The following is a 25,771-nucleotide window of genomic DNA, read 5'->3' on the forward strand; positions in this document are numbered from 1 at the left end:
ATTTTAGGAGGGTACTATCAGACCAAATAAAGCGTTTACAAAAAGGAATAGAGTAAGAACAGTTCCAGCTTTACTTTCCTGATTCAGCTATTTTTGCCGAAAAGACCTTTTCAGGTAATTCAGAGATGATTTCGCATAATCACTGAAGCCTTCCTGCAGTTTCCATGTAAAATTTGATAATAGATGCTTTCATGCTCCATTAATATCGTTTCAATAACACCTGGAACTTGAAAAAATTTGGCTATCTCTGAACGGTAACTATCAATCAGAAGCGTTGTAATTTTTTGCAACACTTGATTATTGGAAGCTTTTGCGACAGCGATGTGAAATTCAACATCCCACATTGCAAAATTTTCATAATCGTTTAAGCTTTTCTTCATTCCGTCGATCGTTCTTTCTATTTCTAAAAGATTGTTATTGGTTCTTCGTTTGGCCGCTAATGAGCTTGTTTCACTCTCAACTATTTGTCTCGCTTCGACAATTTCAAGAAGGTTATTGATATTATGGAAAATTAATGATGAAAATTCGGGCGAAGCAAACGTTCCTTCTTCTGATTTATTCAGGTACGTACCTTTCCCTTGATGAAAACTTATAATCCCTACTGCAGATAATTTAGTAAGAGCTTCTCTGATAACGATTAAGCTGACCTGATAGCGGTTTGCCAATTCCTTCTGGGAAGGCAATTTATCACCATATGTATAAACTCCATTTTCCACATCTTTCAAAAAGACATCCACTACATCATCGACGAGGGATTTACGTTTTATTGCCATGTTTTCCACCTCCGTTTCACTGTTCATATGATATGATAACTTAAGAATACTGTACAAACACAATTCAGAATTGTCAATATATTTTTATAATTTCAGCAGTCTAACAATTAGCATAATGAGAGCTAGCATTGATATTTGAGATAGTAGGACGGAACTAACATTCAGATTAAGGTTTCACTTTATTCATGAAATAGCAAAATTCATATAATTGAAAAATTCACCGTGTAGTTATAAACGCTGATATCTTATTAGGTTCCTAGTCGTATTTAGTACTAACCGAACCGTTCGAATCATATTTTTATTAAAAACAATGGGAAGGAGTGTCATGTTAGGTGAGAAAAGTAAAGGTTCGGTTACGGCCCATTGTTAGCAGGGTCAATTTACCCACCGTTTTGAAAACAGCGATCCTTCCGGGTGAATCAACTGAAAGATTATTCATTGCCACCCAGCCAGGAGAAATCTTTTACATAGGAAATGGAGATGTTAGGACCTTTTTAGATATTCGCCCGCAAATTATCAAACTTGGTACTTCTGGTGGTTATGATGAACGGGGGCTGCTTGGACTGGCGTTTCACCCCGGATTTTCTTATAACGGTTTGTTTTACCTTCATTATTCGGTAGCCGGAACACAAGGTCCAGGTGCTCTTTCTGAACGTTTTCAACCTGACCCGTGTGATCCCAAAACCTTAAACCTAAGGTGGACAAATAGAGAAGCTCATTATGATCATATCGATACAGTGGAAGAATGGGTCCTACAAGCGAATGGTCAACCTCAAAAACGACGGACATTACTTAACGTTAGAAGACCATTCTATAATCATAATGGTGTCAATAGTTTAAACTTTTCACCTGAAACAGGAAAACTTGTGTTAACAACCGGAGATGGCGGTGCAGGCTATGATCACTTTAATTTAAGCCAGGATAATATGGAAATAGCCGGTAAAATAATTGAAATCGACGTAGTAAAGAATACCAATATCTCTAATCCCCCCGCGGTCACACGTTTTAACGAACTCCCCGCCCCGATTCAGGAAACTCTGACGGTAATCGCCAAAGGGGTTCGCAATATACCAGGCATTTCCTTTCAAAGACTTTTTAATCAGTATGTCAAATATATAGGAAATGTCGGTCAGGATCTGGCAGAATCAATTTTTTCATTCGTACATTATAAACCAATACCGGTTACGCAGCTTATTCAAGCTTCTTTGAGGAACATCGAACCTGACCAAGAAGGATTTATTAATTTTGGCTGGCGAGGATGGGAAGGGGCATTTCCCACTTCAATTATAAAGGGCTGTTCGGCAAATCCGACTTTGGATGAGAAGATAATTGCTTATTACGATGAAGCGGTCATAACTTCAGTGAAGCGTCTTCCGCCTCTTACTAGTTATTTTCATCAAGATCCCCGCCCCGATAAGTTTGAAGGAACTGCACTTACAGGAGTGCAACTCTATATGGGGGATGAAATCCCCGCTTTAACGGGAAGCGTTGTGTTTACTGATCTTGCGAGACATGAAGAATCTCGGCCTCCGGTCAGAGGGGTTTTAGCTTATACAAGGGTAAGAACAGATGGTAAATTAAATGATTATCGTATCATTGAAACCGATGATCACTTTGGGTCTCAATCAGCCTATTACGTTAGTTTGGGAACAAATCTGGATCAAACAAGACTATATTTAGGGGTGTATGGCTCTACAAAAGTGACTGATTTTAACCAAGGTACTATTTTTGAAATTGTTCCATAAAAAAGCAGCTCCAGCCATGCCTCAAAAATCTATTTTCAGCACGATCCTCTATCGCATGAAATATATCATTCATTCGAATTTCAACTCGCTTTTTTGAGATTTTGCCAAGAAATAAAAAATCCGAATACCAAAAGTCTATAAGTAAAGTTATTTATTTTTGAGTTCTACAAAAAAACTACATCTAATGCCTTGCAGTAATACCATTGTAATATGAAAGGCACTAAAGATAGATATTTGCCTACTTGTAGTGCCTTTCAAAGTATTAAATTTATGGAATGAAATTGACCTTTTTAATCAATTAATCCCAACACTTTTCACAAGCCCAATAACTTTGCTTCGCGGGATGGTTGGGTCATGCTGGACAACAAATGCTTTTGCGAACTTGTCCAAATATTGCGGCTCATGGGACTTCGGTGTCAGGATAACCAGTTTTCTCTTTAATTCCTGCACATACAAATCAAATACCTTCACTTTGCGGATCTCATTTAGCGCACTGTCAAATTCATCCATAACAATAAAGCCTGGGGTTGTTTGGAGATTTTGTAAAAGAGCTAAAGCAAATAGTAAAGAGCTTAAAGATTCCTCTCCCCCTGATACTCCTTTGCCCACTTTTCCCCCTCTGGCTTTAACACTTACATCCTCTAAAGCACCGCGATGACCTTCTTTACGAGCTTTAATATACAAATAAAAATGAGTGCGACTTCTTCTGTCTTCAATTGATTCCCAGCTGATTTCACCTTCAAATTGAAACTGGCTCATATAATATTTAAAACGCTTCTGAAGCTCGAGCACACGCATATTAATTGTTGTTTCCAGCTGCTCCTTCAGGTTTTCCATTCGCTCGATATCCTGTTCAAGCAAAATTTTTGTCCGTTTGTATTCATTGTCAAGCCGCTCATATTCAAGTTTGACTGTTTGATAATTTTCTTCGGCTGCAGGGTCAATACCCGATTCTGTCCGTGCATTCTGAAACTCAATTTTCCCATTTTCTCGGTTTTGTTTTATTTTTGCAACAGAAGGCAGTTGTTCAATGGAAGTTTCAGCAGCCGTAGTGGTATAAATATCAGGGACTAAATACTTCAAATCCTCTAATTCTTTAATCGTTTTAACAAGCTCTAATTGCGCCGCTTCCTTATCATCGAAATAGTTTTTCTGTTGTTTTTCGAGAGTAGAAATTTTTCGTTTGGCATCCTCCAGATGATCATTCCAGTTTCGAATATCCCGCTCCAGCTTCGTCATTTTTCGGTCCAACTCATCAAAATCATCTTCAAGGCTTTCAATTATATCCTTTTGTTTTTTCAAAAACTCTTTTTCTTCGTCGGCCTTCTTTTGCAGACTGTTCCGTTCCTCATATTTTTCCTTCATTTTTCCTAGTTCAATATATACAGCCATTTCATCGTCTAAAACGCCTTTAAAAAAGGATTGCCTTGCCTGCATCTTTAATAGTTCACTTTCCGCTTCCTTTAATTTCGCAATTTCTTCTTCAATCGTTTTTTGCGCGGCTATTTCATCCTCATATTTCTGTTTCCGAAATACCCGCTCGTGTTCGGCAACCATAAATGCTTCAGATTCCTTCACCTGATGAATGACACTATTCAGCTCTTGGATGGATTTCGTATCCTCGGCTATTTCTGTTTCAATAACTTCCAGCTTCGAATTCAAATCGATTAACAGCTTCTCTACTTCCTGCTTCCTGTGCTTTAAGGCTTTTACACTTAAAATATATTGATTTTTCTCCTGGGAACCACGGATTCCCATCGGGTCGATTAATACCCCATTGTTAATCGCGAACAGATTGTCTTTAAAAAATTGTTCCACCCACCATAATGCTTTCATGGCCTGTGGAAGGTCTTGTTCCAAAAGGGTTTCTTTCACCTTCAAATGAAGTGCCGGCAGATTGGTGATTACACGCTCTGGTCTAACTGTCATTAATGGCACATGATATAAATCATTTGGCGGTGTACACTCCTTACCGTCAAAAAAGATGGTATATTTGATTGCTTCAAACAAATGCTCATCCTTCACCTGTGCCGCCTCGTCCAACTCGATTAATTCACGGAGAGGATAGGCTTTGATTTGCCGCTCACGGAAATAGCGTATTGATTCCTGCTGCCTGGACGATAAATTGCGCTCATCCACAAGCAAATTGTACTCCTCTTGAAGCTCGTCCCTTTTTCTTAATAGGCTGTACTTGTGATCCTTATTACCTTCCACTCTTTTATCCAGCCTATCTATTTTCTCTTGAACCTTATAGCTGCTTCCATATTGCTGCAGTCTCTCAAGATGGATCACTTTTAATCTTTCATCCGACTCAATTTCTTGTTTAAGGCGGGTTGTCAGTTCCACCTTCTTTTTCCACAAGGTATTTTTCATTTGTAATGCCGATTTGTTCTGCTCCAAGCTTTGGCTGATTTGCTCAAGCTCTGCTAAAACAGCTGCTAGCGCTGCTTTTACTTCTTCTTCTGTTCTCATAATCTGTTTTTTTCGCACCGTAATCTCTTCTAGCTCCACATTAAGGGCTTCAATTCTTGCTTGGATCTGTTTAAGGACAACGCCTGTGTCCTTTACTTTTTGCTGTTCCTTTTGAATCTTTAAATCCAGCTGTTCTTGGTCAGTTCTATAAGCTTCCAACTGTTGCTCATCTTTTTCTTTTAAGCTCTTTTTTACAATCAGATCATCTTTAGACTCACTGATATCATCATCAAATTGGGCAATTAACTCCTCTAACCGGGAAATTTCCTGCTTGTAATGGGCTTCCAAAAGCAGCAATGATTCAATATAAAGCCTCCCGCCTTCATGAAGCCGTTTTTGATTATCCAAAAAGCGGTCTAATGCGCTCTTTTTCATTGATAGCTCTTGTTTCAAAAGCTTTACGTTCGTTTCGGCAATGCGGACCGTTTCCTCTGTATCTTTCACCTTTTCCATGCTTTCTTCCCAATCGCGCTGCACCCGATCGATCCCATGCATTTCGCTAAAAATACGGAAGCGCTCCTCGGGATGCATGACGGCAAATTGATTTACTTCCTGCTGATACCATATTAAATAAAAGAGATCGGGATCGACCTTATATTTATATTGCAGGTCCCGTTTGTAGGCAGAAAAATTAAACACACGATCCCCTGAAGTGTAGCGTATTACTTCTTCCCATTCATCAATCCGATCTCCGGTAGAAATACTGTATTCTTTTTTCACGGGCTGTCCCGGATCCTGGACAATTTTTAAGGTGAATTCAATATACTCAGGAGCATCTATCTTCATTAAGCCATCATTTTTGAAAAGGAAGGATATTCTCGCCTTCCACGTTTGGTCTATGGGTAAATTTCGTGATTTTAAACCCTCGACGTCAACTTTTGCGGAATATAAAACGGCCCCCATACAAAAGGTAATCGTTGACTTTCCTGCTCCATTTGGTCCGGTAATCATAATATGGTCATTGGCACCAGATAAATCGATTAATGTTGGGGAATAGTCTCTAATCCCTGTAAATTGAAAACGCCATGGAATCATTCGTTTTCCCCTTTCTGATATAAGTTATATCGTTTAAAAAATTTCAACACTTCTTCTTTATTTAATTGATTGGACTGGCTGAACTCCGTCATTCTTCTTAAGAAAGAGTCTGAAAACATATGAACACCGATTGCCGTCAGCTGATAGGCTTTTTCCTGAGAATTGGTATCGTACTCTTCAATCGCACCAATTTTCTTAAGGGGATCAAGGTTGATCAAGATTCGCTGATTGGCTTTTGTGGTTTCATGGCCAAATGCATCGAGTAGAGTATCAAAAAGTGTGAATTCCTGCTGCAAAACCTCCTGCTGATAAAACATATACAGAAGAATGGCCAGGCTTTCTTTTGTCAGTGTATTGCGGGCTGCTCTTGCCGGCACTCTCATCATTACAATCACCTGGTCGCGCCGTTCATCATAAATGACCCTCATGTAACGGCTGAGCGCCTGATTGACTCTTGTTAAAAAAGAATGAAATTTTTCTTCATTCCCTTGGATTTTTAGCTGCTTCTCTACTTCTTTTCTAGAAAGCCCAAAGTTCCCTGAACGGATTGAAGCGGAGGATGAAAATAAAATGTTCATAAAGGTCAATTCCTCTTCCTCCGTTAGGACTCCTTTTAAAGACTGCATCACATTGAGGGGACTCACATTCAGTTCATCATTCTTCATTTTTATCTGAGTCGATTCGTTTATTTCGTTTCCTGATAATGCTGGATTCATCGTCACGGTTCAACCACTCCCATTTCCGTTCATATTTTGGCAGATTGATATTTTCGTGCGCTTTCGTTATCGTAACCTTTTTATTCCCTACTAAAGCTGAGATCGCCGTAATGGCATTTATGGCATCGCCCCATTCGGATGAAGTCGCTTCAATGATGACCTGCTCCATCGGCGCTTCTTCATGATCTTCAAAAAAAGCTTCAATGGCTTCTGTATTAATCATTGATTTCGTCAGCAGCCAATTGGAGTTTCCCATTAATTCGTCCAATTCCTCCTCAGAAATCTCCTCCGCAATAAAATCAATCTCTTCGTCCGTTACATCCAACGGTGACACATATGGCTCATACGTTTCTAAATAATGAACAGCTTCATCAATCGCTTCTGGCGGCAGGGAAGGAGCAAATTTAACCGGAAACCACATGCCGTCTACCGCCTCATCCTCGTACTGATTTTGTTCCATAAAGCTGAATAATTGAAAAACATTCGGGATGTCTGATTCAAGTGGAGGATTGTACATCTGAATGATAAATTCACGTACTTTTTCCGGCCGAATGGTGGAAGACAGCGGTGTCTTTTGCATATGCGTAAACTTTAAATACTTGTTAATCATTCCTAAGCTTAAGTTCGTTCCCTCAGCAAGAATGGCTGTTCCTTTTTGCATTAAATCAGAGAGAACTAAGCTTTCTTCGAGTGTTTGAAACTGGCGGAAGCGTTCCTGCAGCTTTCCTTCAAGCTCTTGCATTAATTGATGAATCACCTCAAGCTGCGGAAGCGCATTGCGGTCGGCCAGTAATTCCAGCTCACGTTCTTTGATGATCTGCAGGGCATTCTCCACATTCCGGACCATGCTGGCAATTTTGTTGCCTCCGGAAATGCCGTGATCATCATAGGCTTCGCTCAATTCTGCATCACGTCTCGCTTGAAAAAGCGCTCGGCCAATGTCGTCGTGAAGATAGTATGCTAACGAGTCATTCGCCAAACGAATAAGGGCATCCATCATTCTTTTTCCGGTATCACGCATTTTCAATAGCCGTGATTGCTTTGAAATCCAATTATATTTAAGCAGGACATTAATAACCTGATCGACCTTCTTTTTACTAGGCGGTTCCGGGTCGGAATAGCGGTTCCGGTAGCGATAATAAACGGTCTCCGAATTTTCAATCGGGTCATCCAATCCAAGGGCTTCCTCATTGATTAATTGGATAATACGCAGAAAACGCAATATTTCCACCGGCGATTGAAATGTATTTTGTGACGTTAAATCTCCCAACACTCCCGATAAGGAGGCAATATCCCACATCGACTGCATCACTTCCGGAGCTGATTCATCAGCTTTGAAAATGGAAATCAATGATTGATCCACTTTTTCCATTGTGCTGCACCTCCTAATACTACTTCTTGTTCCATCCTTTTATTTTTTAGGAATACCTGCATATAGTTTTCGTATTTCTTCCAGTTTGTCAACGTCTCCCCATCTGCTGTAATCCATTTTATCAGCAGTTGATGAGAGACAATGGAGTACAATTCCTTTGCAATCTGCAACCCGTCCGGATCATAATCACTCCAAATGAGCACCTGCTCCACACTGCTGTTTTTTAACAGCTGTTCTACACAAAGCCTATGTGAAGAACGGACATGCCCGTCCACACAGATGACGAGCGAATGATTTTCTTTTAAGAAATCCTTCTCAGCAGCCATCCGTGTTAATACCGCCCGATTTTCAACAAGCCAGATGTTCGTTGCATTGGTTGAATAGTTTTCTTCAGAGATTGATAGATCTGTCAACGCATGAACCGGACCATATTGATAGGTAGAGTACTGCCCGATTATTTGTCCTGAAAAATAGAGCGGAGTGATTTTGCCGAGGCTGATCATCCCCAATAAGGCTGCTGGGCATTGTGTAATGATTTCCAGTTGTTCAAGAAATTCTTCCTTATACGCGTCGAATTGCTTGGAACCGCCTATTTCTTTATAATAGCCAGCACCAATCTCTTTCCAATCGAACTCTTCCTTTTGCAGGCATAGCTGTAAAAAAGCGGATAAAAAATGAAGAAATTTTAGTTTCTTAGAAACTGGCCAAGTTACAGAAAAGTAGTCATTAAGATCGTTAATTTGGAGCCGGCACAGTTCATGAATGAACGCTTGGCATGCTTGGATAGCACTGCTTCTTCTTTCCTCCGAGAACTTGGAAGGAACCTCAACCAGCATAACCGAGTTATTTTTCCAGCTGGTAAATTCCTCTTCCAGTCTCGCTTCTTTTACACGAAGTTGTTCTTGATGATAGCAATACAATCGAAAGCCCATCCTATAGCTTTGAGAATCAGGTGTTTTACCATCTTTTTTAAAACGGATTTCTTTCATGATCCAGCCTTGTTCAAACCACTTTATCGTGTTTGGATGATGGTCTTCCAGCTGAAGTTTCTTCTTCGGTGTCAGGCTGAGCCTTAATAATTCTTCATCAACTTCTTCAAGTTCTTCACTATTCATTTGAGCGAAAGTTAATAATCCCGTCAATCGAAAGGTTCTTTCCGTCCGTTTGATTATTTTCACATCAATAAAAGTATCACCATTCATCGAAAAATCGAGCTGTTCCCCACTTTTCAAGATATATTTTTGAATAAAATTCATTTCATTTTGTTTTAACATGTTTCTTTCCTCATTTTCTTCCTTTACGTATAATTTTAACAAATTCCTATAATGGATATGATCTGGCATTGCGTATGCTTCGATTATTTCTACATCTTTCATATCACATAGTTTTCTTAAAATCGCTCCAATATCTTTTCTTAATTTTCCGTACACAATTTTCCTTCTATATTTTGGAATGAAAACGATATGGTACTTACAATTCCACCTTGTATGTGATAAACTATTGTCGCTCGACATGAGCAGGACTCCTCTCGTTATTTGAAGTTGGTTTGACGGCCATCTTCTATTATAACGATTGGAGTTTTTTTCTGGTACAACTCTACAAGTTTTGTTTGCACACAGGCAGAGCCTGTGGTTTAAAAAGACTAATTATTAAAGCCTCCTGAAATGGAGGCTTTATTAAGTCCATTTATTAAATCTTTTAAAACAGGAATCGATTAATCTAATTCATTCATTTGAACCAAATCTTAAAATAAAAACATCTCTTCCCTGACCGAGCGTTCCTCTACTACTTGCCCATTCTGTACTACATAAATGTAGAACTTCTCCAAAATTTCACCCAAGTCTTCCAAGTGCTCTTCTGTAAATGTAAAGCCGCTATCATTAGTGATAATAATATATCTTTCCTCGCCAGTGAATCTTTCACTATAAAAATCAACTAACGCCAAATTATCAAACATTTTAACATTTTGGCGGCCATTTTGTTTTTCGTATTTCTCCACGATCTGTTGATAATCCGCTGCCAAAACTCGGTTTGATCTTCCAGTTGGTATTAATTCCAGTTGAATAATCCTCTTAGGAGGCTTCATGGTAATGTTTCTTTGACGGTTTATTAATGCTGTTCGCTCTTCCTTCTTAGCATCGATATCAATGAGTTGCGCATTCATTTGGTTGATTAGCGCTGAATTTTTGTTATCAACATTCTCCATTTGATATTTTTCCAATTTGGACAATGTATCGTTATATTGGCTGTTAAAAGCTTTTGTTAAGTAGTTCGATAATTTATTTAACTGAACTTCCCTCTTTTCCCGAACATTATCCCTAACCTTAATCGCGGCAGCCAATGCTTTCTTCATCATTTCGGAGTTCTGCAGAACATTAAGTTCAGTTAATGGGTCTTCAAACTGGCCTAGCGATAACCAGTATGGGTCTAATTGAATAATCGAGCCGTCCTGTCTTTTTGCCAAATAAATGATTGTCTTTTGAAGTTCCTTCCCAGTTCCATCGTTTACGGAAAGACTGTATATTTCAACATTAAGCGGCTCGGATACATCATATGAAACCATATAACGACTAAGCGCATGTTTTCCACTTTCTATATTGGTCATTTCTAAAGCCAATTGGAAAATCGGATGATCCTCTTGTATCAATGCAATATCCGGTTCAACATATTCCTTATATCCCGTGTATTTGTAAGTTTCTGAATTACTCAAGTTTAACTGTGGAAATGATTCACGAAGGAATTTTGGAATTCGCTCGATTCGCTTCACTTTGCCCTCATTTGATTCTAAAATACGTACATTTCGCTTTTTTAAAATATAATCCACAAACGAGTCGTGCATACGATATGGAATCTTCTTAATGGTTATATCACTTTGTTCACGCTTGAGTGATGGTACGTCAATTGTTTCCTCATCCAGTCGCTCTTCTTTCAACACTTTTAACAGTTTTAAGTTTTCTTCTGAAATGGCTTTGTCCATTCTTGAAACAACGTCATCCAACTTCTCCCGATGTAATATTGCTTCCTGCATTAAAGAAGACAAGCTCTCAAAATGGTCTTCCAAAACTTCACCAATAAAATTGTAAACAAGATCCGAACCTAAATCTTCTTTCATTTTTTCCATCTTTTCAAGCAGTCTCTTCATTACATGACCTTCACGAGTATTTTGAGCCACTAAATTAAAGATGAAAACTTCATTCTTTTGACCAATACGGTGGATACGCCCCATCCGCTGCTCCAACTTATTTGGGTTCCATGGTATATCATAGTTGATCATTTGATTACAAAACTGCAGGTTAATGGATTCACCGCCGGCATCTGTAGCAATCATAATTTGGCATTCATTCCGAAACATCTCAACCTGCCGTCTTCGCTCATCCATTGAGAAACTTCCGACAATTTTGGCCACTTCGGGAACCCGCTCTAATAACTTACGCTCCAAATAATATAATGTATCGGCAGCTTCAGTAAAAATTAATATCTTTTCTCCCTTGTGGAGCAGCCCATCAATCCCAAATAGCATTTCTTCAAGTTCCTGATATTTCCTCTCAATTGTATAATTTTTTAGACGGGTGGTTTTTGCTAACAACCGTTTAAGTTCTTTTAATTCTAGCTCCAGTTCTACCGTGTCAATCATATCGATTGCCTGCTCGAGCCTTTTATCCAACTGCTCCTGTTGCTCGTTAGACTCCTCGTTATACTCGGTTAAATCTAATTTCTCGAGCATTTTTAAATATTTATTCCGTTCCTGCACGGTTTGTTGATGAAGCTTTTTTAAACGTTTATAACGACGTTCCAATGACAAATGAATTGCTTCAATTGAGGAACTAAGCCGACGCTGCAATAACATCATGGCAAATGCTGTACTATTATTGCCATTATTCATTGCTCGATTGAAATGGTCTCTTACATAGTTGGTAACAGTATCATATAAGTCAAGTTCCTCATCTGTTAAGTGGTATTGGATCGTTTTTGTCGTCCGCTTCGAGAAAATCGGAGTGCCATCAAAATTCACCAAGTTCTCTTTTAATCTTCTTATTATGAACGGATTGCTTTTCTCCCTCAGGGTTTCATTAACGCCAGTACATGAAAAAATATCTTCATCAATGAGCCTCATTAGGTGGCGGAAATTTTCCATATCACCTTTGTGAGGAGTCGCAGTAAGTAACAAACAATTCGGTACTTTTCTTAAAATCATTTCACCCAACTGATAAAGCTTTGTCCGTGTCGTCTTTTTCTTGATGGTTCCATGTGTATAAGCCGCCATCTTATGGGCCTCATCAACAATAATTAAATCGAATTGGGCCTCATTAATTAGCTGTTTAACATCATCCTTAGCGGCCCAATAGACAGAAGCTAGGCAATGATTGTTTGAAATAAATGGATTTTTACCCCCATATTCATTCATAACGGCCCGATTAATGATATGGAATGACTCTTGGAATTTTTCCTGTAATTCTTCCTGCCATTGCTTAAGAACAAGAGGTGGAACCAATATCAATATTCTCTCGACACTATGCCTTGCTTTTAGTTCCTTAATAAGCATCCCAGACATGATTGTCTTTCCTGCCCCTGGATCATCCGCCAATAAAAATCGGACCTGCGGTACTTGCAGCATTCGTCCATAAACTGCTTCAATTTGGTGTGGCAATGGTAAGACATTTGCATTCCCTAATGCCCTTGTCTTCGCATACATCGCTTCATTTTGCATTGCATTATAAAGCAAGTAATGGTGGATATCCCGCGAATTTAATTGTTGGTTTTCGGTTTCAGGCGTATTTAATCGCTTCATTGAATTAAATGCATCTTTTTCTACTAACAGTTCAAAGAATTGATTCGAATCTCTCCCTATCGCTTCAATCACATAAAAAGTATCATCGATTGCTTCACATTTCTTAATTTCCACTGTCTCGGGAAATTGCGGCCCCTTGACTATATCACCAATTTTCAACATAGGAATCCCCTCCTACAAAAGAACCCCTATTCACAGGAATAAGGGAATTAGCTTTTCAATTCTACCATCGTCATATCAATGCTTTTTATAAGCTCAAACTTATTTTTCATTAAAACGCTTGCTGAAATGTTGTAATGAAACGGAAAGAAAAGGACATTGTTGTTCATTAGTTCAATCGGGAGTATATGCGAATCATTAATAGTAAGCAATACCTCCGCTATCAACTGCAACAATTCCTGTGAATGGATTTCCACTTTTTTTAACAATGAATAAGCACGATTCTTTTGAAGTTCAGTTATACCCCATGACTTTATACTCATTAAGACTGCACTAGTGGCTACTTCGACGCGGCGACGCTCACCATAAAGACTTTTCATTTTTTTCCCTAAAACCTGACTAGGAACAGTATCCTGCATTCGGAGTTGACGTCCCATTTCCTTAATTAAATCTCTAAAGAAAGGATAAGCCAACATCGTCATACACCAATGGAGCAAAACCTTCTCTTCTGGTTTTAAAAAAGGCAGCATCTCAAGAGCACGATCACGAATAACAATATGAGAATCTTCTACCAAATACCATATTTTCATTAACATGGTAATCGCATTTTTACGAGATTTGGCACCTTTAATATCCGCCCGAAGGAAATTATCCAAAACCTCATACATTTCCTTTCGTTCCAATCTACGTGCTTCATTTGCAGTAAAATCAAGGTGATGCAGTAACACCTTTTGATCAAATCCAATTGGTTTTGCCATCATAATCTACCTCAAGTTTAAGAAATTACTTTAATAAAAGGAACAATAACTTCCTCCATACTAATACCGCCATGACTTATAATGGTCTCCCCTTTATTCACAAAGGCTAAACTATCCTTAGCTAATAGTACATGAAATTTCTCCGGCAAGCCAATATCGTGCCATTTAATTGATTGATCAAATTTTTCTGCAGCCGCATCTCGTAATTCTACTGAATCATAAATACGGACCCGTTCACCTTTTGTCTCAGCAATAACTCCTTCATTTATTCTTCCAATTCCGACACTTTCCCTATTTCCATGGTCGGCAGTTATATAAACCGTAAAACCTTCATTTTGCAAATCTTGAATAAGTTTTAGTAGGTAATTCGTTTCCAACCAAATCTTTAATTCGGAAAAAACACTTTTTGATCCTTGAACCGCACCATGTAAAACTTTATCGATAATGTCTATGACCGCTCCGTAAATCCTTATATTAGATTGTTTTAATGGTAAGATATTGTCCCTTTGATAGAAAGCCTGACCTAAACCTCTTTGGTAAGAGACATTTATTCGTGGGACTCCTTTATCCTCCCAAAAAGTAGACCAAGCAGAAGATTCTTTGTTTGTTGTTGATATAGAATTAGCAAAATAAGATGGACTAAGTCCAGAAAATATCGCTTGTCTGGACACTGCTGTAAGCGTAGGCACCCAGGCAAATACCCCATTTTCTTTAAAAGATAATCCGTTCTTTGCTAGATGATCCTGTATCTGAAACCATTGGACAAAACTCATTCCATCCATTACCAATAAAGCAACCTTATCCTCATTATGGCTTGCAATATAATGAGGTATCTGGTGGACCATTTTTGGAACCGGCAAATGAGGTAACGATATCAGCGAACCATATTGATGAAGCATCCATTTTTCAAAATGTTCATCTATTATATTGCTTATTCCATTTACCTCTTGAGAATACAAACCTGTTGATAACGAAAGAGCCTTTAACTGCCCATAAGCTTGAGCAATCTTAGTCCAATCCTTATACCTATTTTCAGAGAGTTTAGCATCCTTTAACTGTAAGTAGAGATATTTTAATTTTTCATCATTATCTTTCCCATTATCTATTTCAATCCCGACATGCATCCAGGCTGGGAATTTAGCAGGCTGATACCCTTTTACACGTTTAATTAACCCTTCCAAAAATAAATTATCTAAAATACTCCGAATAAGTGGATTAGAAAAAGAATGGGCAGAATATTCCGCGAATTCTTCAATTGCTACACCATTTTTTTGCAGTGGAAATTGATTAATTTGGTCTACAAAATGATTCCACTCATCTTCTAAATATTTATAAAAAAAATGATCGGACATTACCAAATCTTGAATAGGAAGTTTCCTTAAATCAGTCTTTAGATTTAAGTTATCAATAACGAATCTTTTTATAACCTTAGGGACAGAGTCTAATTCATAATGAATCGTCAATAACAATTTCCACAATTCAGCCCGGCTATGGATCATATCATATGGCAACTTATAAATATTTTTTGCAATAAAATCCAAAGTTTCTTTATCAGAAGAAGAGCCTTGATACCGCTCCTGGGCGGCATACAAGGCATCATATACTTCTTTATCAAGCTCCCTGATAACAGGTGTTGAGAATTTGGGAAAGATAATCGAAACATCTAAGCGCGTTCGCTGCCCCGACTGAATTAAATCATAGGGAAAAACATTATAGTCTTGCCCTTCAGCTCTAACAAGGAGACAGATTTTTTTATTTTCAATTTTGGTTCGATAATCACGTTCAAATTCATACCGAAATAAAATACTTTCGTTAAAATTAACTACATGAATATTTTCCTCTTTCAATTTTCCAAGTATCCATTCATTTAAAAGTAGCTGATCATTGTCAAGGACAAGATACAATGCGTTATTCGCATTGAATTGTTTCAAAATTTGGTCACGCCAATTGGCCATTCTCATCTTCTCCTTGCCCTACATTATAATCCTAAGCGAATTTGTGCATTATCATAGTACATTAGCAGCTTATCGTCTTCTTGAATCACACTTCCAGGCAGGCGATCACCTACGGTAACAATCTTTTGGTAATCCTTATCCCCCCAAGCTTTTTTAAAGCCGGCACGAATGGCTTCCGTACGGAACTGCTTGAGCTTTTTCTTGCTCTTTGAAAGTTCCTCAATGTATCCTTCAAATTCACGAAGCAAGGATTTTTCACGCAATTTTTCCAAATCTGCTTGTTTATTCGGATCTGGAACATACCAACGATTTAGCGCCTTTTCTTTTAATTTTGCATCATCGTTTTCTAACCCGCGTAAATCCTTATAATTCTTTCGAAGATAGCTAGCAACTTGGTCAGGTACCGGTCCAGCTCCTTCGTATCTTAAGAAATTTTGATATAATAAATCATTTAATTCTGGTAGTAACTCATGCTTTGCGATGTGCTGAATTTCTTTCATAAAGTTCGGATGTAAATCTTGACGCGTTTGGGGTTTCTTAAAAAGTTGCTGTCTTATCCATTCAATTGCGCTTGTTTCATCAGCTACAAATAAACTTTGTTGTACAAATTCTTTTACCAAGATTCTCTTTTTATCATATTCAGCAACTTGACTATCCAAGAATATCATTCCGTCTCTAAGTACAAATCTATTAGATACTTCATTTTGGAATTCAGCAGATGATATTGGCACTGGTAAGCCATTTTGTACATGGTAAGCAACCATTCTATCAAATAAAATTCTAGGCGTTCGCTCAGCTATTAAAACTGCTTCTCTTTTTTGACCAATAAATATTGGTAGCTGCTCTAGGTGCTGGCTTACAAAAGTCCAAGCAGATTCTTTCGTATTTGCTTCATTCTTCATTTTTATTACATTTTCATGCTTAGGTTTATAAGCAGAAATAACTAAGTCCTGCTTAACTGCTGTTGTAGTTGTAACAGCTTTAAAACTTCCTTGTTTTTTATCTAATGCTGAAACATTTGCAATTACAAAACCAGCCTTCTGAATAGCCTCCTGTATTGCATTCCAAACACTTGCTTGAGAATTACTAAACTCAACAGTCATCCACCTTCCAGGTTTTAAAACATTAAAATAACATTTAAAACTTTTCTCCATTAAGTCCTGGTATTCGGAAATGCTTTTTTGTTGAGTGTTATTCATAATGGCTTCTTCTGTCACATTTGTTTTTATTCTTAGCCATGCTTCCCACCAAAAATTTAATTCCGAATACATTAAATTTTTTCCAAATGGTGGATCTGTAAAGATATAATCAATTGAATTTTCATTTAAATGACAAATAGACGTTGCAGATTGTGTTGTTATAACGGAATAATTACTAGTGCTTGCTTTCTCCTCCAGCAACATTTTCTCAAAATCCTTCAGTTTTTTCTCAAGTAGTGATAAAACATTTCTTTCAAAAACTAAGGAAGGAACATATAATGTACCACTAAGTCCTCCGGTACCTCCAAAACGAAAACGGTTTGTTTTTGTAGCCCTATTCAATGAAGCTTGGAAGAAAAACATAAACTGTGGATAATATTTTGACTTTTTAGCATAATGGTAAAAAGTTGCTAATGTTATTAAATTTCTTCTTGTAAAGAAATGATGAACGTGCGTTAACCCAATTCTATCGTTTCGTCGCGATTCATCTCCCTCGGGCATTCGATCAGTTGGATACCAATAAGGGTTTGAATAGCTATTGATCCTGTTCAGTAATTGAAAATCTTCTGTGCTTAATTCCTTCTCGAATCTTTGTGTCCCAATAGAATAGTTAATTAACACTGGTATCTGTTTAGCAATGGTTAACGTTTCTCCCAAATCAGTATCAAAGATGGTTTCCCATGCTCGTTCTAACTGAGATTTTTTTAATCTCGAATGACAATTTTTACATTCAAATTCATCCTTAACCTTCTTTTTTTCGAAATCAACAGCATTTTCCCAGTAAACAATTTCTTCAGTACAAGTTGGACAAATAAATACGTCACTCCATACTACATAATTAATTTTACCCTTTTTATGTATTTTAGGATGTTGTGCATCGTAAAGCCAAGTACATTCTTTTTTAACGTTATTTAGTAGTTCTTTTGCCTCCTTTAAATATTTGTGTTTTTCAAATATAACATTATAATTATAAGTAATTAAAGAAGCTGAAGGAGATAAATCCGCAAGCACTGTATTCCTTTCACCAATTTTAGATAAGTTCTCGCCCTCATCACTAATAATATTCAAACCATTAACCCTAAAACCTAAGTTTTCAACTTCTCTTTTGTTTCCGCAACGTCTAGCTGCTACTCCAGTCATTCCAGTCCCTGAAAATCCATCAAGTATGAAATCACCAGGATTCGTATAGTGTAAAATATATCTCATTATTGCTTTATAAGGGACTTTTGTATGATAGCTATGTGCATTGTATACAGCGTCGTTTTTTCCTTCAGTAACATCAACTGCAAATGGTTCTCTAAAATAACCATCTGAAATTTTTGATTCGCTAATAAATTCGTTTAACCATGGGTTAGGACAAGCAGTGTAATAAGGAGGGTCTGATAATGCGATAATATCCTCATCATTTCCTAAAGGAAATCCCTCAATTTTTTTTAGTTCAGGCAATTTTTTTCTTAATTCTTCTCTAAAATACTCTCTTCTCTCTTCATCATTTTTAAAAGTCATACCCAAACAGAAAACTGGTTGATTGTCTGTTTGGGAATCTGTATTTTCAAACGATAACTGCTCTGTTTCATATGACATTTTAGTACACCTCGTCATTTCTTAAGCATAACCCGAATTCGATTTGTTGGTTGGTTTCCAACTGTCTGTTGAATAAGCATCTCAAATCTTCTGCGAAGTTCTTCCACCGTTAATGGACTTCCATTCGCCATCATGTCTGTAATTTGATCTAAAGTGATTTCAACTTTATTAATCCCTTTTAACAAATCATTAATAGCTTGAATTAAACGTAAATCAATAGGTAAGCTAAATGATTTTTGTGAAATGAACTGTTGAACCAGTTCTTGCTGTTCCGGTCTTAGTAATGCAATATTTTCTTTAATGGTTGGATCATTAAAGTTATTCAACAGTGTATTTGTCCAGTTATTCAGTAATTCGCCAAGTTCATCTTCTAATGTCTCCAACTTAAATTGATTTAAAGATGCTTCTTCTTTCGGTCTGAATTTACAGTGCGGACATGTTGCGGAATGCTGTAAATCCTCTCTTTTCAATTGATAGCAGGTAATAAATGAATCCAGTCTTCTTTGCCATTCAGAAAGGACCTGGTTTGGCAATATATCAATTTTTTGAGCTAATTCCCTTAAAGCTTTCAGACGTTGATCATTTAGCAAACCGCTCTTTTTCATATCTTGGGTTGCATTTAGCCTTGATTTGTCATGCAATTCCATATATAAACGAATATATTCATCTTTTAGTTGTTCAATGGTACGGCTTTCTGAAGAATAGTCCTCTCCTTCTTTTAAAGCGATGGAAAGGTCGTATAACGCCGCATCCACCTTTTTACTCCATTCATGATTTCGATCAGAGATGAAGTTTTGCCTGAGTAAGATAATTGGCCACATTTGTGAATTCCCTTACTTTCGTCTCAAGCTTCTCCAATTTTTCTAATTCTTTTACATAAATATCTTGTGCCAAGATCTCCTCGGCGGAATACCTTAAATTATGCATTTTAGCCGGCGAATCATAGCGCCCAATTCCTTCTAAAAATTCCTTTAAATCATCCATTTTTTGAACATACTGTCCAACCTCTGCTGTTGAAAAAAGTGTTCCGTCCCAAATTGGCAAACCTGTTCGAATGGTAGGAATCATCCTAACAACTCTTTGTAATTTATTGTTAGCAAATTCCATGACTCGACGAATGCCAAAAGCTAAGTTTTCACCCTCAAGGTTCGGTATCCGAACATCGGAAATTTGAAAAAGTGCATTAATTGCAGCAACCGGAAGGCCACTTGGTTTTTTTACATAATTAAAATAGATAAGCTGTCCTAATGGTAATCGAGAAAACTCTGCATAATTCATTGCATCATAAGACTTACCATCAACGTTTACAACCAATTCTCCCGCATGGACAAGTGCGGCAAGTACAACTGCGAAAAGTTCCGGTTCTAGCTTAAATTCATAAGTAAGACGGATGTCTTCCGTTCCTTTAATTGTAATGGTTTCAATTAATTCAGAAGCATTTAAAACTTGTCCGTGTCCTTTTTCATTTAATTTATTCATTACCCATTTGGCGTAACCCGATTTATGAACATTTAACTTACCATTTTGGTCAATTAAAACTAATCCATCTAATATTGCCGTACCTTGTCTTGTCTCCCTACCTGAGATTTGAATTAGGGAATCTGATACATAGGAAGGCAAGTTCTCTTTATTCAAATAAACATTTTGCAGCTTTCTGAATGACGGGTAATCAGGATATTTTTGTTCAAACCAATCTGTCAATAGACCTTCAGAAACAGAATTTATAATTTCAATCACTCCTGCATTTTGAGGAAGCAACATGCCGAACTCTAAAATATTTGCTGTTTTGCCGCGATAAGTAATTTCATAAACATGAACGAAGTTATCACTTAACCATTTGACAAGTTCCTTAAAATAAGTTTCCGACTTCCTTACATACAATTGCTTTGTTGCAGAAGTAGCATTTATTCCCAGTTCCCTGGAGCCAGCATACATCTTTAACAATCTTATAAATTTCTCTTCTTTTATTGTCAGTTTAAAAAAGACTTCATCTGCCTTTTGTTCATCCTTAAATTTCACTTCACTGAACGGTTTTAACATATAAATATAAAAATCTCGTTCAGGTTGGGCGGTCGACCGTTCATTCGGTGCACCAAAGAATAGGTACCCCTGCCGAGTCACTTTATGGGCTTCCCAAGGCAGATTATGTTTCCAGATTTTATATCCCGTAACATAGGTATTATCCGCTACCCCTGTGGCTTGTTTAAGCACTTCAAAATAATAGCTATCCAATTTATCGTCTTCAATTGTTTCAGCTTTCTGCTCAATTAAATCATCAACAGCAATATCTTTTTTCAAATCCAAATAATATTGTCCATTGCTTTCGTTCGTTGAAATATATTGAAAACTAACTGTTTTTTGGATTTCTCGTAAAGCTGCCTCGACAGTGGTTTTTAGAAAATCAGACGGATTATCATCTTCTAAAAGCATTTCTAAGCTCATTGTGGAATGCAAAAACAAATCATCACGAAGTTCCTCTGGTGTTAGGCCAACCTTATCAAATATATCACTTGTAGCAAGACGGTATACTGCCAAGGCATTTACAATTCTAATGGCCATCGGCTGATAGATTTTTTTGGTAAACGCATTTTGAATTCGATCCTTTAATATGCGCGACTTGTCCAGTACTTCACGGATATCAGGATTACTTTTGTAGGAAGGGTCTTCTTCAATGTATTTCCAGTAGCTATCATAGGAAATAAGACCTGGGGCTCCCTCTGGTACATCATCCTCAAGGATCCGCTTAATTTCATTACTTATTGTTTTCAATGCCACCCTTTTTTCAGCAACATTTACTTTCTCAAATGTTGTTAAATAAGCTGGATGGATTGGGAAAAGGTTAACATACATTTCTAGATCTTCACTTAAACGGGTATATAATGAAGTAAACCGACTCAAATGCTCACGAATAAGCGCTTTTTGTTTTTCATCCTTTTTAAGTAATCTTTGTGAAACAACAAATGCAATATCTTCACGGACAATACGAACTTGTTCAAAACGTTCTTTAACTCTTCGTAAAGAATCCGCTACGAATCCAAATTTAGGATTATCAAAAAGCATTTCTTGAATACCTGCAATAAAACGCAAGCGAGTTTTACTGCAAACTTCCCCTACTTCCCGTAAAAAGCCGAGATCTAATGTAAGTTCCTGTTCTTTTCTGCTTCTTAAGTAGTCTAGTAACTCATCTACCACAAGCATAAGCCCTTGGTCCGGAAATGCCTCTTGGAAAAGCCCCATCATTTCCGTAAGTGCATCTTTATTATTGCGGACTTGATCTATAGACGGGAATTTAAAATCAACCCCCATATCATATAGTCCCTCTTCTAATGCTTCACATAGTATATCTCTCAGTGAAGTCCGAACGCTGCCAATTTCAGTACGAATAACTTTAAATTGCCCTTCGATTTCTTTTGCCTTTTGTGCAACACGCTCATTCTTGATATAATTGCTTGCACCGTCCATTTCAGCAATCGTTGAAATGACACTCATTAAGTGTGATTTACCTGTTCCATAATTACCGACAATGAATAATCCCTTATTATCTACTGGCCGACGGAACTGTAAATGTTCAATGACAGCTTCATTTAGCTGCTCCGCCATTCTTTCTGAAATAACATATGTATCAATTAAATGAACTGCTCGATCCTTATCATTTGCATCTGTTAATTGAATAACCGATTCAATTGGTTCAAATTGGACTAAATCACAATATTTCATTTGTCTCTTCCCCCTTTATTCCGTCACTACAATTCCATCGAATTCTTTGCACTCATAATATTCAGGATGCCCAGGCACCGCATACGCAAAACGTCGGCCGTCGTAACTGCCTTTCCATGAAACGACTAGCGTATAGTTCCTGCTAAAAGACTGTAAAAGCTGAATGACATCTTGTTTTAAGGTCGGGTCAAATAATACCTCAATATGATCCAAGCAAAGTGTTCTTCTCCCCGCATTTCTTAAGATATCGCTTAGGAGGTTATGGACTCTTCCGGCCATACGCTTACTTGGATACTCTTTTAATTTTTCACTTAACAGCAAACTAATATTTAGAAGTGGTATTCCCAAATTTTCAGCAGCGTTTTTAACAGCGATTCCTTTAGGATGCTCACAAACAAGAATCATTTTATAATATTTTGATGAGATACTACTTAACTCCTGCTCAATCTTTTTTACGAGGTCAGCACTCATTACAACACCTTCAAAGTATTTATTTCCTTCATTAAATTCTACCTAATTTCAATGATCTTTGGTATATGTGTTCAAAAAAATTATCCCAGTTCCCTATCTTTCCAATATATATCCAACCGGTTCGGACATTCAACAATCGGGAATAACAATGGACACATACACTCATGTATTGCCAAACATGCAAAAGAAGCTGCCCAGCAGTTTGAGCAGCTCATTAAGTAAATAATATGTAAATCTGACATTGTATCCATTTGGTGTCCGCTTAAATAAGCTTTGCGGATTTTAGGACAGAAAACCTTCTATTCACAACTGCAAAAAAAGCATCAAAATCCTTAATATAACTGGTTTGGCGGGACTGTGTGGGAATCGAACCCACCTGACCTGGCACGCAGGTCACAAGCGGTTTTGAAGACCGTGGGGGACACCAGTGCCCCATCCAGCCCCATTTAGAAAACAAAGGTGCCATTCCTATTAAAATCTTTAATGCATTTCCTATATTACAATAGAATATAGTATTAATCAATGAAACAGCCTAAATTGTCAATCATGCGTCATTACGACTATTCAAATTAAGCAAGCAGTCAAACAAACTATTCCCTTTCTTTTAGTGAATACTTGTCTTTTCTTCCTTAAAAATACTATAATTTATCTAACGATATTATTTGTAGGTGAAATAGAGATGCTTCATGGTTGGTTTTTATGGTTTATTCTTTTTTGGGTTGTGTTTCTCGTTGGGTCAATGGCAATCGGCGGATTCTTTATGTTCCGCAAGTTTTTAAAGAAATTGCCAAAGGAAGACGGCAAATCGGACATGGAATGGGAAGTCCATTATGTAAATGAGTCGCGTCACCTTTGGGGACCGGAAGAAAAATCGCTGCTAGAAGATTTAGTCAGTCCCGTTCCAGAGTTATTCCGTGATGTGGCAAGACATAAAATTGCCGGAAAAATTGGCGAACTTGCCCTAAAGGAAAAGGCACCCAAAATCACCGAAGATCTTGTCATTCGCGGATATATCTTGGCAACGCCAAAGCGGGATCACAAATTTTTACGAAAAAAATTATTTGAGAATCACATTGATGTCACTCCATATGAGCATTTATTCTAACCGTTCCATCCTGGGACGGTTGTTTTTATACTAAAAACACTGACCGCTGCCGATCAGTGTTTTAAAATTAGACCATTTTGATTCCATGAAGCTCTTTATAAAGCTTCATATAGGAACGATACATGGCCACCCGCCACGGTACAATCATGCTGTAGGCAAGCAGGAAGAACATCCCGCTTAACTGGCCAATATCAATGGTACTGCTTAAAATGCCCTTCAAGGCAAGACGAATCACTAATAACCCAATGAGAATAAAGATAAACGCCTTGGACCGCTTTAAATAAATATCATTGTCACGGATTTCAAATTTAGAGGTTTTGATCAGCAGGATGGAAAATAGCATTCCCACCACAACAGCCTCGAGAATTTCCATTGGCGTTAATCTAAATTGCGGCATTGTGTACATGATCGCCCCAGTCGACATAAAAATGGGCGGTAAAATTATTTTTTTCACACTTGTCGGTTTCTTCGCTGCTTTCATCCGAACAAACAGGACGAAGAAGCCCATAAAAACTGCACCTATCGAGGAAAAAACCACATAATTCATACTTTACATTCTTCCCTTATTAACGTATTTATGTTACTCATTATACTTTAAAAGCTATGAAATTGAGAAAGATTTTTACTTATTTTCTGTTCCCAAATTTTCATGAACGAAGGAATCGGATACATAAAAAGGAAAAACCATCTAACTTTACGTTAAATGGTAATGAATGGGTGAAACTATCTTACTAGTACTTAAAACCCGGTAAAACCGCCAAACAAACTTTGAAAAATATTAATAATCTTTGTCATCCAGTCAAAGTATAAGACAATTCCCATAACAATCATAATGTAGCCGCCGACTTTCATGATTTTACCGCTATGCTTCCGAATCCATTTCATCCGGCCGATAAAGAATGATAAAATTAGGAATGGTATCGCGAAACCGAGGATATAAGCGATCATATAGATCATCGCTGAGCCGGGATTCGTCGCAGCAAGCATAATAACAGCCGTTAGTATGGGGCCGGTACACGGTGTCCAGCCCGCTGAGAAGGCCATTCCGATTAACGCCGAGCCAATATATCCCGAAGGACGGTTTTTAAATTCGAAGCGGCGGTCCTTCATCAGAAATTCCGGTTTTAAGATACCTACAATCACCAATCCAAAAAAGACTATAAAGATCCCGCCAAGCTGGCGAATTAAATCTTTGTATTGGGTGAAGAAGTTACCGACAAATGAAGTGGCAAATCCCATTGCGATAAAAATAACCGAAAAACCCAATAGAAAGAAAATGGTATGTAATAGGCTGCGTTTTTGTAGTAAAGCATTTTCAGTTTGCAATTCCGCTACCGACATCCCGGTAATATATGATAAAAATGCGGGATATAATGGCAAGCAGCACGGAGAAATAAAGCTTAAAAAACCGGCTCCGAAAGCTAAAAATATATTTACATCAGACATATTAACACTCCCAATATAGTCGATACCCTTTCATTCTAACAAAACATTTACTTAAAAGATAATAATTATTATGAAAGAAACACATTTCCATTCATTTGTTCACAAAACGTTCAATAATTAAATCTTTGGTTAAAGAATTTTTTATCCGCCTCCTTTGAAATATTTTACAACTTAGGTTATACTAGTAAAATAGTAACAAAAGAGAAATGAATACTTCTTTTCATATCATTTATCATGATTTTCCAGAAAGGACATCGGCTGTGCTAAAAAATGAATTAATTGCTCTAATTGAAAAAAAACGCGCTGAATTAGTTCAGGCTGCTAATATGAACGGCTTCACCTCCACCATCGCTATCCGCCGAAGTCAAGAACTGGACCAATTAATCAACGAATATAATCGAAATTATATAAAGAAGGTCCCTTCTCAACCTATTAGTGGCTGGACAAGAACCAAACAACTCATGTAAATATCGGA

17 protein-coding genes, 1 tRNA gene and 1 pseudogene are annotated in these 25,771 nt (G+C 37.5%); 3 read left to right on the forward strand and 16 right to left on the reverse strand.

What is annotated here, in order from left to right:
• Positions 1-119: 119 nt before the first annotated feature.
• Positions 120-773 carry a FadR/GntR family transcriptional regulator gene (locus RCG24_RS07555; RefSeq protein WP_308078793.1) on the reverse strand — a complete coding sequence of 218 codons (654 nt, stop codon included), beginning with the start codon at positions 771-773 and terminating at the stop codon, positions 120-122.
• 332 nt (positions 774-1,105) lie between these two features.
• Between RCG24_RS07555 and RCG24_RS07560 the strand changes: the two genes are divergently transcribed.
• A complete protein-coding gene (locus RCG24_RS07560; RefSeq protein ID WP_308078794.1) occupies positions 1,106-2,518 on the forward strand; it encodes a PQQ-dependent sugar dehydrogenase in 1,413 nt (470 codons plus the stop codon).
• 294 nt (positions 2,519-2,812) lie between these two features.
• On the opposite strand, the gene RCG24_RS07565 is transcribed toward RCG24_RS07560, so the two are convergent.
• The 13 genes and pseudogenes from RCG24_RS07565 to RCG24_RS07625 form a co-directional block, all read right to left on the reverse strand.
• Positions 2,813-6,025 carry an AAA family ATPase gene (locus tag RCG24_RS07565; RefSeq protein WP_308078795.1) on the reverse strand — a complete coding sequence of 1,071 codons (3,213 nt, stop codon included), beginning with the start codon at positions 6,023-6,025 and terminating at the stop codon, positions 2,813-2,815.
• Positions 6,022-6,690 (reverse strand): hypothetical protein, encoded by a 669-nt coding sequence (locus RCG24_RS07570; RefSeq protein WP_308079135.1) that lies wholly within the window; start codon positions 6,688-6,690, stop codon positions 6,022-6,024. Before RCG24_RS07570 ends, RCG24_RS07565 begins: the two co-directional genes overlap by 4 nt.
• Positions 6,680-8,113, reverse strand: coding sequence for a hypothetical protein (locus tag RCG24_RS07575; RefSeq protein ID WP_308078796.1), 1,434 nt, complete (start codon positions 8,111-8,113; stop codon positions 6,680-6,682). The genes RCG24_RS07570 and RCG24_RS07575 overlap by 11 nt, the downstream gene beginning before the upstream one ends.
• Positions 8,089-9,456 carry a DUF7281 domain-containing protein gene (locus tag RCG24_RS07580; RefSeq protein WP_308079136.1) on the reverse strand — a complete coding sequence of 456 codons (1,368 nt, stop codon included), beginning with the start codon at positions 9,454-9,456 and terminating at the stop codon, positions 8,089-8,091. Before RCG24_RS07580 ends, RCG24_RS07575 begins: the two co-directional genes overlap by 25 nt.
• A pseudogene (gene tnpA, locus RCG24_RS07585) lies at positions 9,439-9,627 on the reverse strand (IS200/IS605 family transposase); the annotation flags it as partial. The gene RCG24_RS07580 and the pseudogene tnpA, both read right to left, overlap by 18 nt.
• 230 nt (positions 9,628-9,857) lie before the next feature.
• Positions 9,858-13,064 carry a DEAD/DEAH box helicase gene (locus RCG24_RS07590; protein WP_308078797.1) on the reverse strand — a complete coding sequence of 1,069 codons (3,207 nt, stop codon included), beginning with the start codon at positions 13,062-13,064 and terminating at the stop codon, positions 9,858-9,860.
• 47 nt (positions 13,065-13,111) lie between these two features.
• The gene (locus tag RCG24_RS07595; protein ID WP_308078798.1) at positions 13,112-13,822 is read right to left on the reverse strand and encodes a hypothetical protein; all 711 of its coding nucleotides are present in this window, start codon (positions 13,820-13,822) and stop codon (positions 13,112-13,114) included.
• 14 nt (positions 13,823-13,836) lie between these two features.
• Positions 13,837-15,774 carry a BREX-3 system phosphatase PglZ gene (gene pglZ / locus RCG24_RS07600; protein ID WP_308078799.1) on the reverse strand — a complete coding sequence of 646 codons (1,938 nt, stop codon included), beginning with the start codon at positions 15,772-15,774 and terminating at the stop codon, positions 13,837-13,839.
• A 23-nt stretch (positions 15,775-15,797) separates the two neighbouring features.
• The gene (locus tag RCG24_RS07605) at positions 15,798-18,557 is read right to left on the reverse strand and encodes a DNA methyltransferase (protein WP_308078800.1); all 2,760 of its coding nucleotides are present in this window, start codon (positions 18,555-18,557) and stop codon (positions 15,798-15,800) included.
• Between the two features lie 14 nt (positions 18,558-18,571).
• Positions 18,572-19,312 carry a DUF6079 domain-containing protein gene (locus RCG24_RS07610; protein WP_308078801.1) on the reverse strand — a complete coding sequence of 247 codons (741 nt, stop codon included), beginning with the start codon at positions 19,310-19,312 and terminating at the stop codon, positions 18,572-18,574.
• Between the two features lie 25 nt (positions 19,313-19,337).
• Complete coding sequence (locus RCG24_RS07615) at positions 19,338-22,274, reverse strand: DUF6079 family protein (protein ID WP_308078802.1); 2,937 nt, start codon at positions 22,272-22,274, stop codon at positions 19,338-19,340.
• A 15-nt stretch (positions 22,275-22,289) separates the two neighbouring features.
• Positions 22,290-22,745 (reverse strand): BREX-3 system P-loop-containing protein BrxF, encoded by a 456-nt coding sequence (gene brxF / locus RCG24_RS07620; RefSeq protein ID WP_202653998.1) that lies wholly within the window; start codon positions 22,743-22,745, stop codon positions 22,290-22,292.
• Between the two features lie 347 nt (positions 22,746-23,092).
• Positions 23,093-23,189 (reverse strand) — tRNA-Sec (locus RCG24_RS07625).
• Between the two features lie 235 nt (positions 23,190-23,424).
• On the opposite strand from RCG24_RS07625, the gene RCG24_RS07630 reads away from it, so the two are divergent.
• The gene (locus tag RCG24_RS07630; protein WP_308078803.1) at positions 23,425-23,850 is read left to right on the forward strand and encodes a DUF2621 domain-containing protein; all 426 of its coding nucleotides are present in this window, start codon (positions 23,425-23,427) and stop codon (positions 23,848-23,850) included.
• A 67-nt stretch (positions 23,851-23,917) separates the two neighbouring features.
• Here the strand turns inward: RCG24_RS07630 and RCG24_RS07635 are convergent, their stop codons facing one another.
• Positions 23,918-24,397: a CcdC family protein gene (locus RCG24_RS07635; RefSeq protein WP_202653996.1), complete on the reverse strand. Its 480-nt coding sequence runs from the start codon at positions 24,395-24,397 to the stop codon at positions 23,918-23,920.
• Positions 24,398-24,588: 191 nt separating this feature from the next.
• A complete protein-coding gene (locus RCG24_RS07640) occupies positions 24,589-25,296 on the reverse strand; it encodes a cytochrome c biogenesis CcdA family protein (RefSeq protein WP_202653995.1) in 708 nt (235 codons plus the stop codon).
• A 206-nt stretch (positions 25,297-25,502) separates the two neighbouring features.
• Here RCG24_RS07640 and RCG24_RS07645 point away from each other — a divergent pair, with 206 nt between their 5' ends.
• On the forward strand, positions 25,503-25,763 hold the full coding sequence (locus RCG24_RS07645; protein WP_235888021.1) for an aspartyl-phosphate phosphatase Spo0E family protein: 261 nt from the start codon (positions 25,503-25,505) through the stop codon (positions 25,761-25,763).
• Positions 25,764-25,771: the final 8 nt, after the last annotated feature.

The sequence above is a fragment of the Neobacillus sp. OS1-32 genome (genome assembly GCF_030915425.1).
GTDB classification, from domain to species: Bacteria; Bacillota; Bacilli; order Bacillales; family Cytobacillaceae; genus Neobacillus; species Neobacillus paridis.

Excerpts from the sequence above, each read along its gene's own strand:
- brxF (WP_202653998.1), bottom strand. The coding sequence starts at position 22,745 with ATGAGTGCTGACCTCGTAAAAAAGATTGAGCAGGAGTTAAGTAGTATC.
- RCG24_RS07565 (WP_308078795.1), bottom strand. The coding sequence starts at position 6,025 with ATGATTCCATGGCGTTTTCAATTTACAGGGATTAGAGACTATTCCCCA.
- RCG24_RS07635 (WP_202653996.1), bottom strand. The coding sequence starts at position 24,397 with ATGAATTATGTGGTTTTTTCCTCGATAGGTGCAGTTTTTATGGGCTTC.
- pglZ (WP_308078799.1), bottom strand. The coding sequence starts at position 15,774 with ATGGCCAATTGGCGTGACCAAATTTTGAAACAATTCAATGCGAATAAC.
- RCG24_RS07570 (WP_308079135.1), bottom strand. The coding sequence starts at position 6,690 with ATGAAGAATGATGAACTGAATGTGAGTCCCCTCAATGTGATGCAGTCT.
- RCG24_RS07630 (WP_308078803.1), top strand. The coding sequence starts at position 23,425 with ATGCTTCATGGTTGGTTTTTATGGTTTATTCTTTTTTGGGTTGTGTTT.
- RCG24_RS07580 (WP_308079136.1), bottom strand. The coding sequence starts at position 9,456 with ATGCCAGATCATATCCATTATAGGAATTTGTTAAAATTATACGTAAAG.
- RCG24_RS07595 (WP_308078798.1), bottom strand. The coding sequence starts at position 13,822 with ATGATGGCAAAACCAATTGGATTTGATCAAAAGGTGTTACTGCATCAC.
- RCG24_RS07555 (WP_308078793.1), bottom strand. The coding sequence starts at position 773 with ATGGCAATAAAACGTAAATCCCTCGTCGATGATGTAGTGGATGTCTTT.
- RCG24_RS07605 (WP_308078800.1), bottom strand. The coding sequence starts at position 18,557 with ATGTCATATGAAACAGAGCAGTTATCGTTTGAAAATACAGATTCCCAA.
- RCG24_RS07575 (WP_308078796.1), bottom strand. The coding sequence starts at position 8,113 with ATGGAAAAAGTGGATCAATCATTGATTTCCATTTTCAAAGCTGATGAA.
- RCG24_RS07640 (WP_202653995.1), bottom strand. The coding sequence starts at position 25,296 with ATGTCTGATGTAAATATATTTTTAGCTTTCGGAGCCGGTTTTTTAAGC.
- RCG24_RS07590 (WP_308078797.1), bottom strand. The coding sequence starts at position 13,064 with ATGTTGAAAATTGGTGATATAGTCAAGGGGCCGCAATTTCCCGAGACA.
- RCG24_RS07645 (WP_235888021.1), top strand. The coding sequence starts at position 25,503 with ATGAATACTTCTTTTCATATCATTTATCATGATTTTCCAGAAAGGACA.
- RCG24_RS07615 (WP_308078802.1), bottom strand. The coding sequence starts at position 22,274 with ATGAAATATTGTGATTTAGTCCAATTTGAACCAATTGAATCGGTTATT.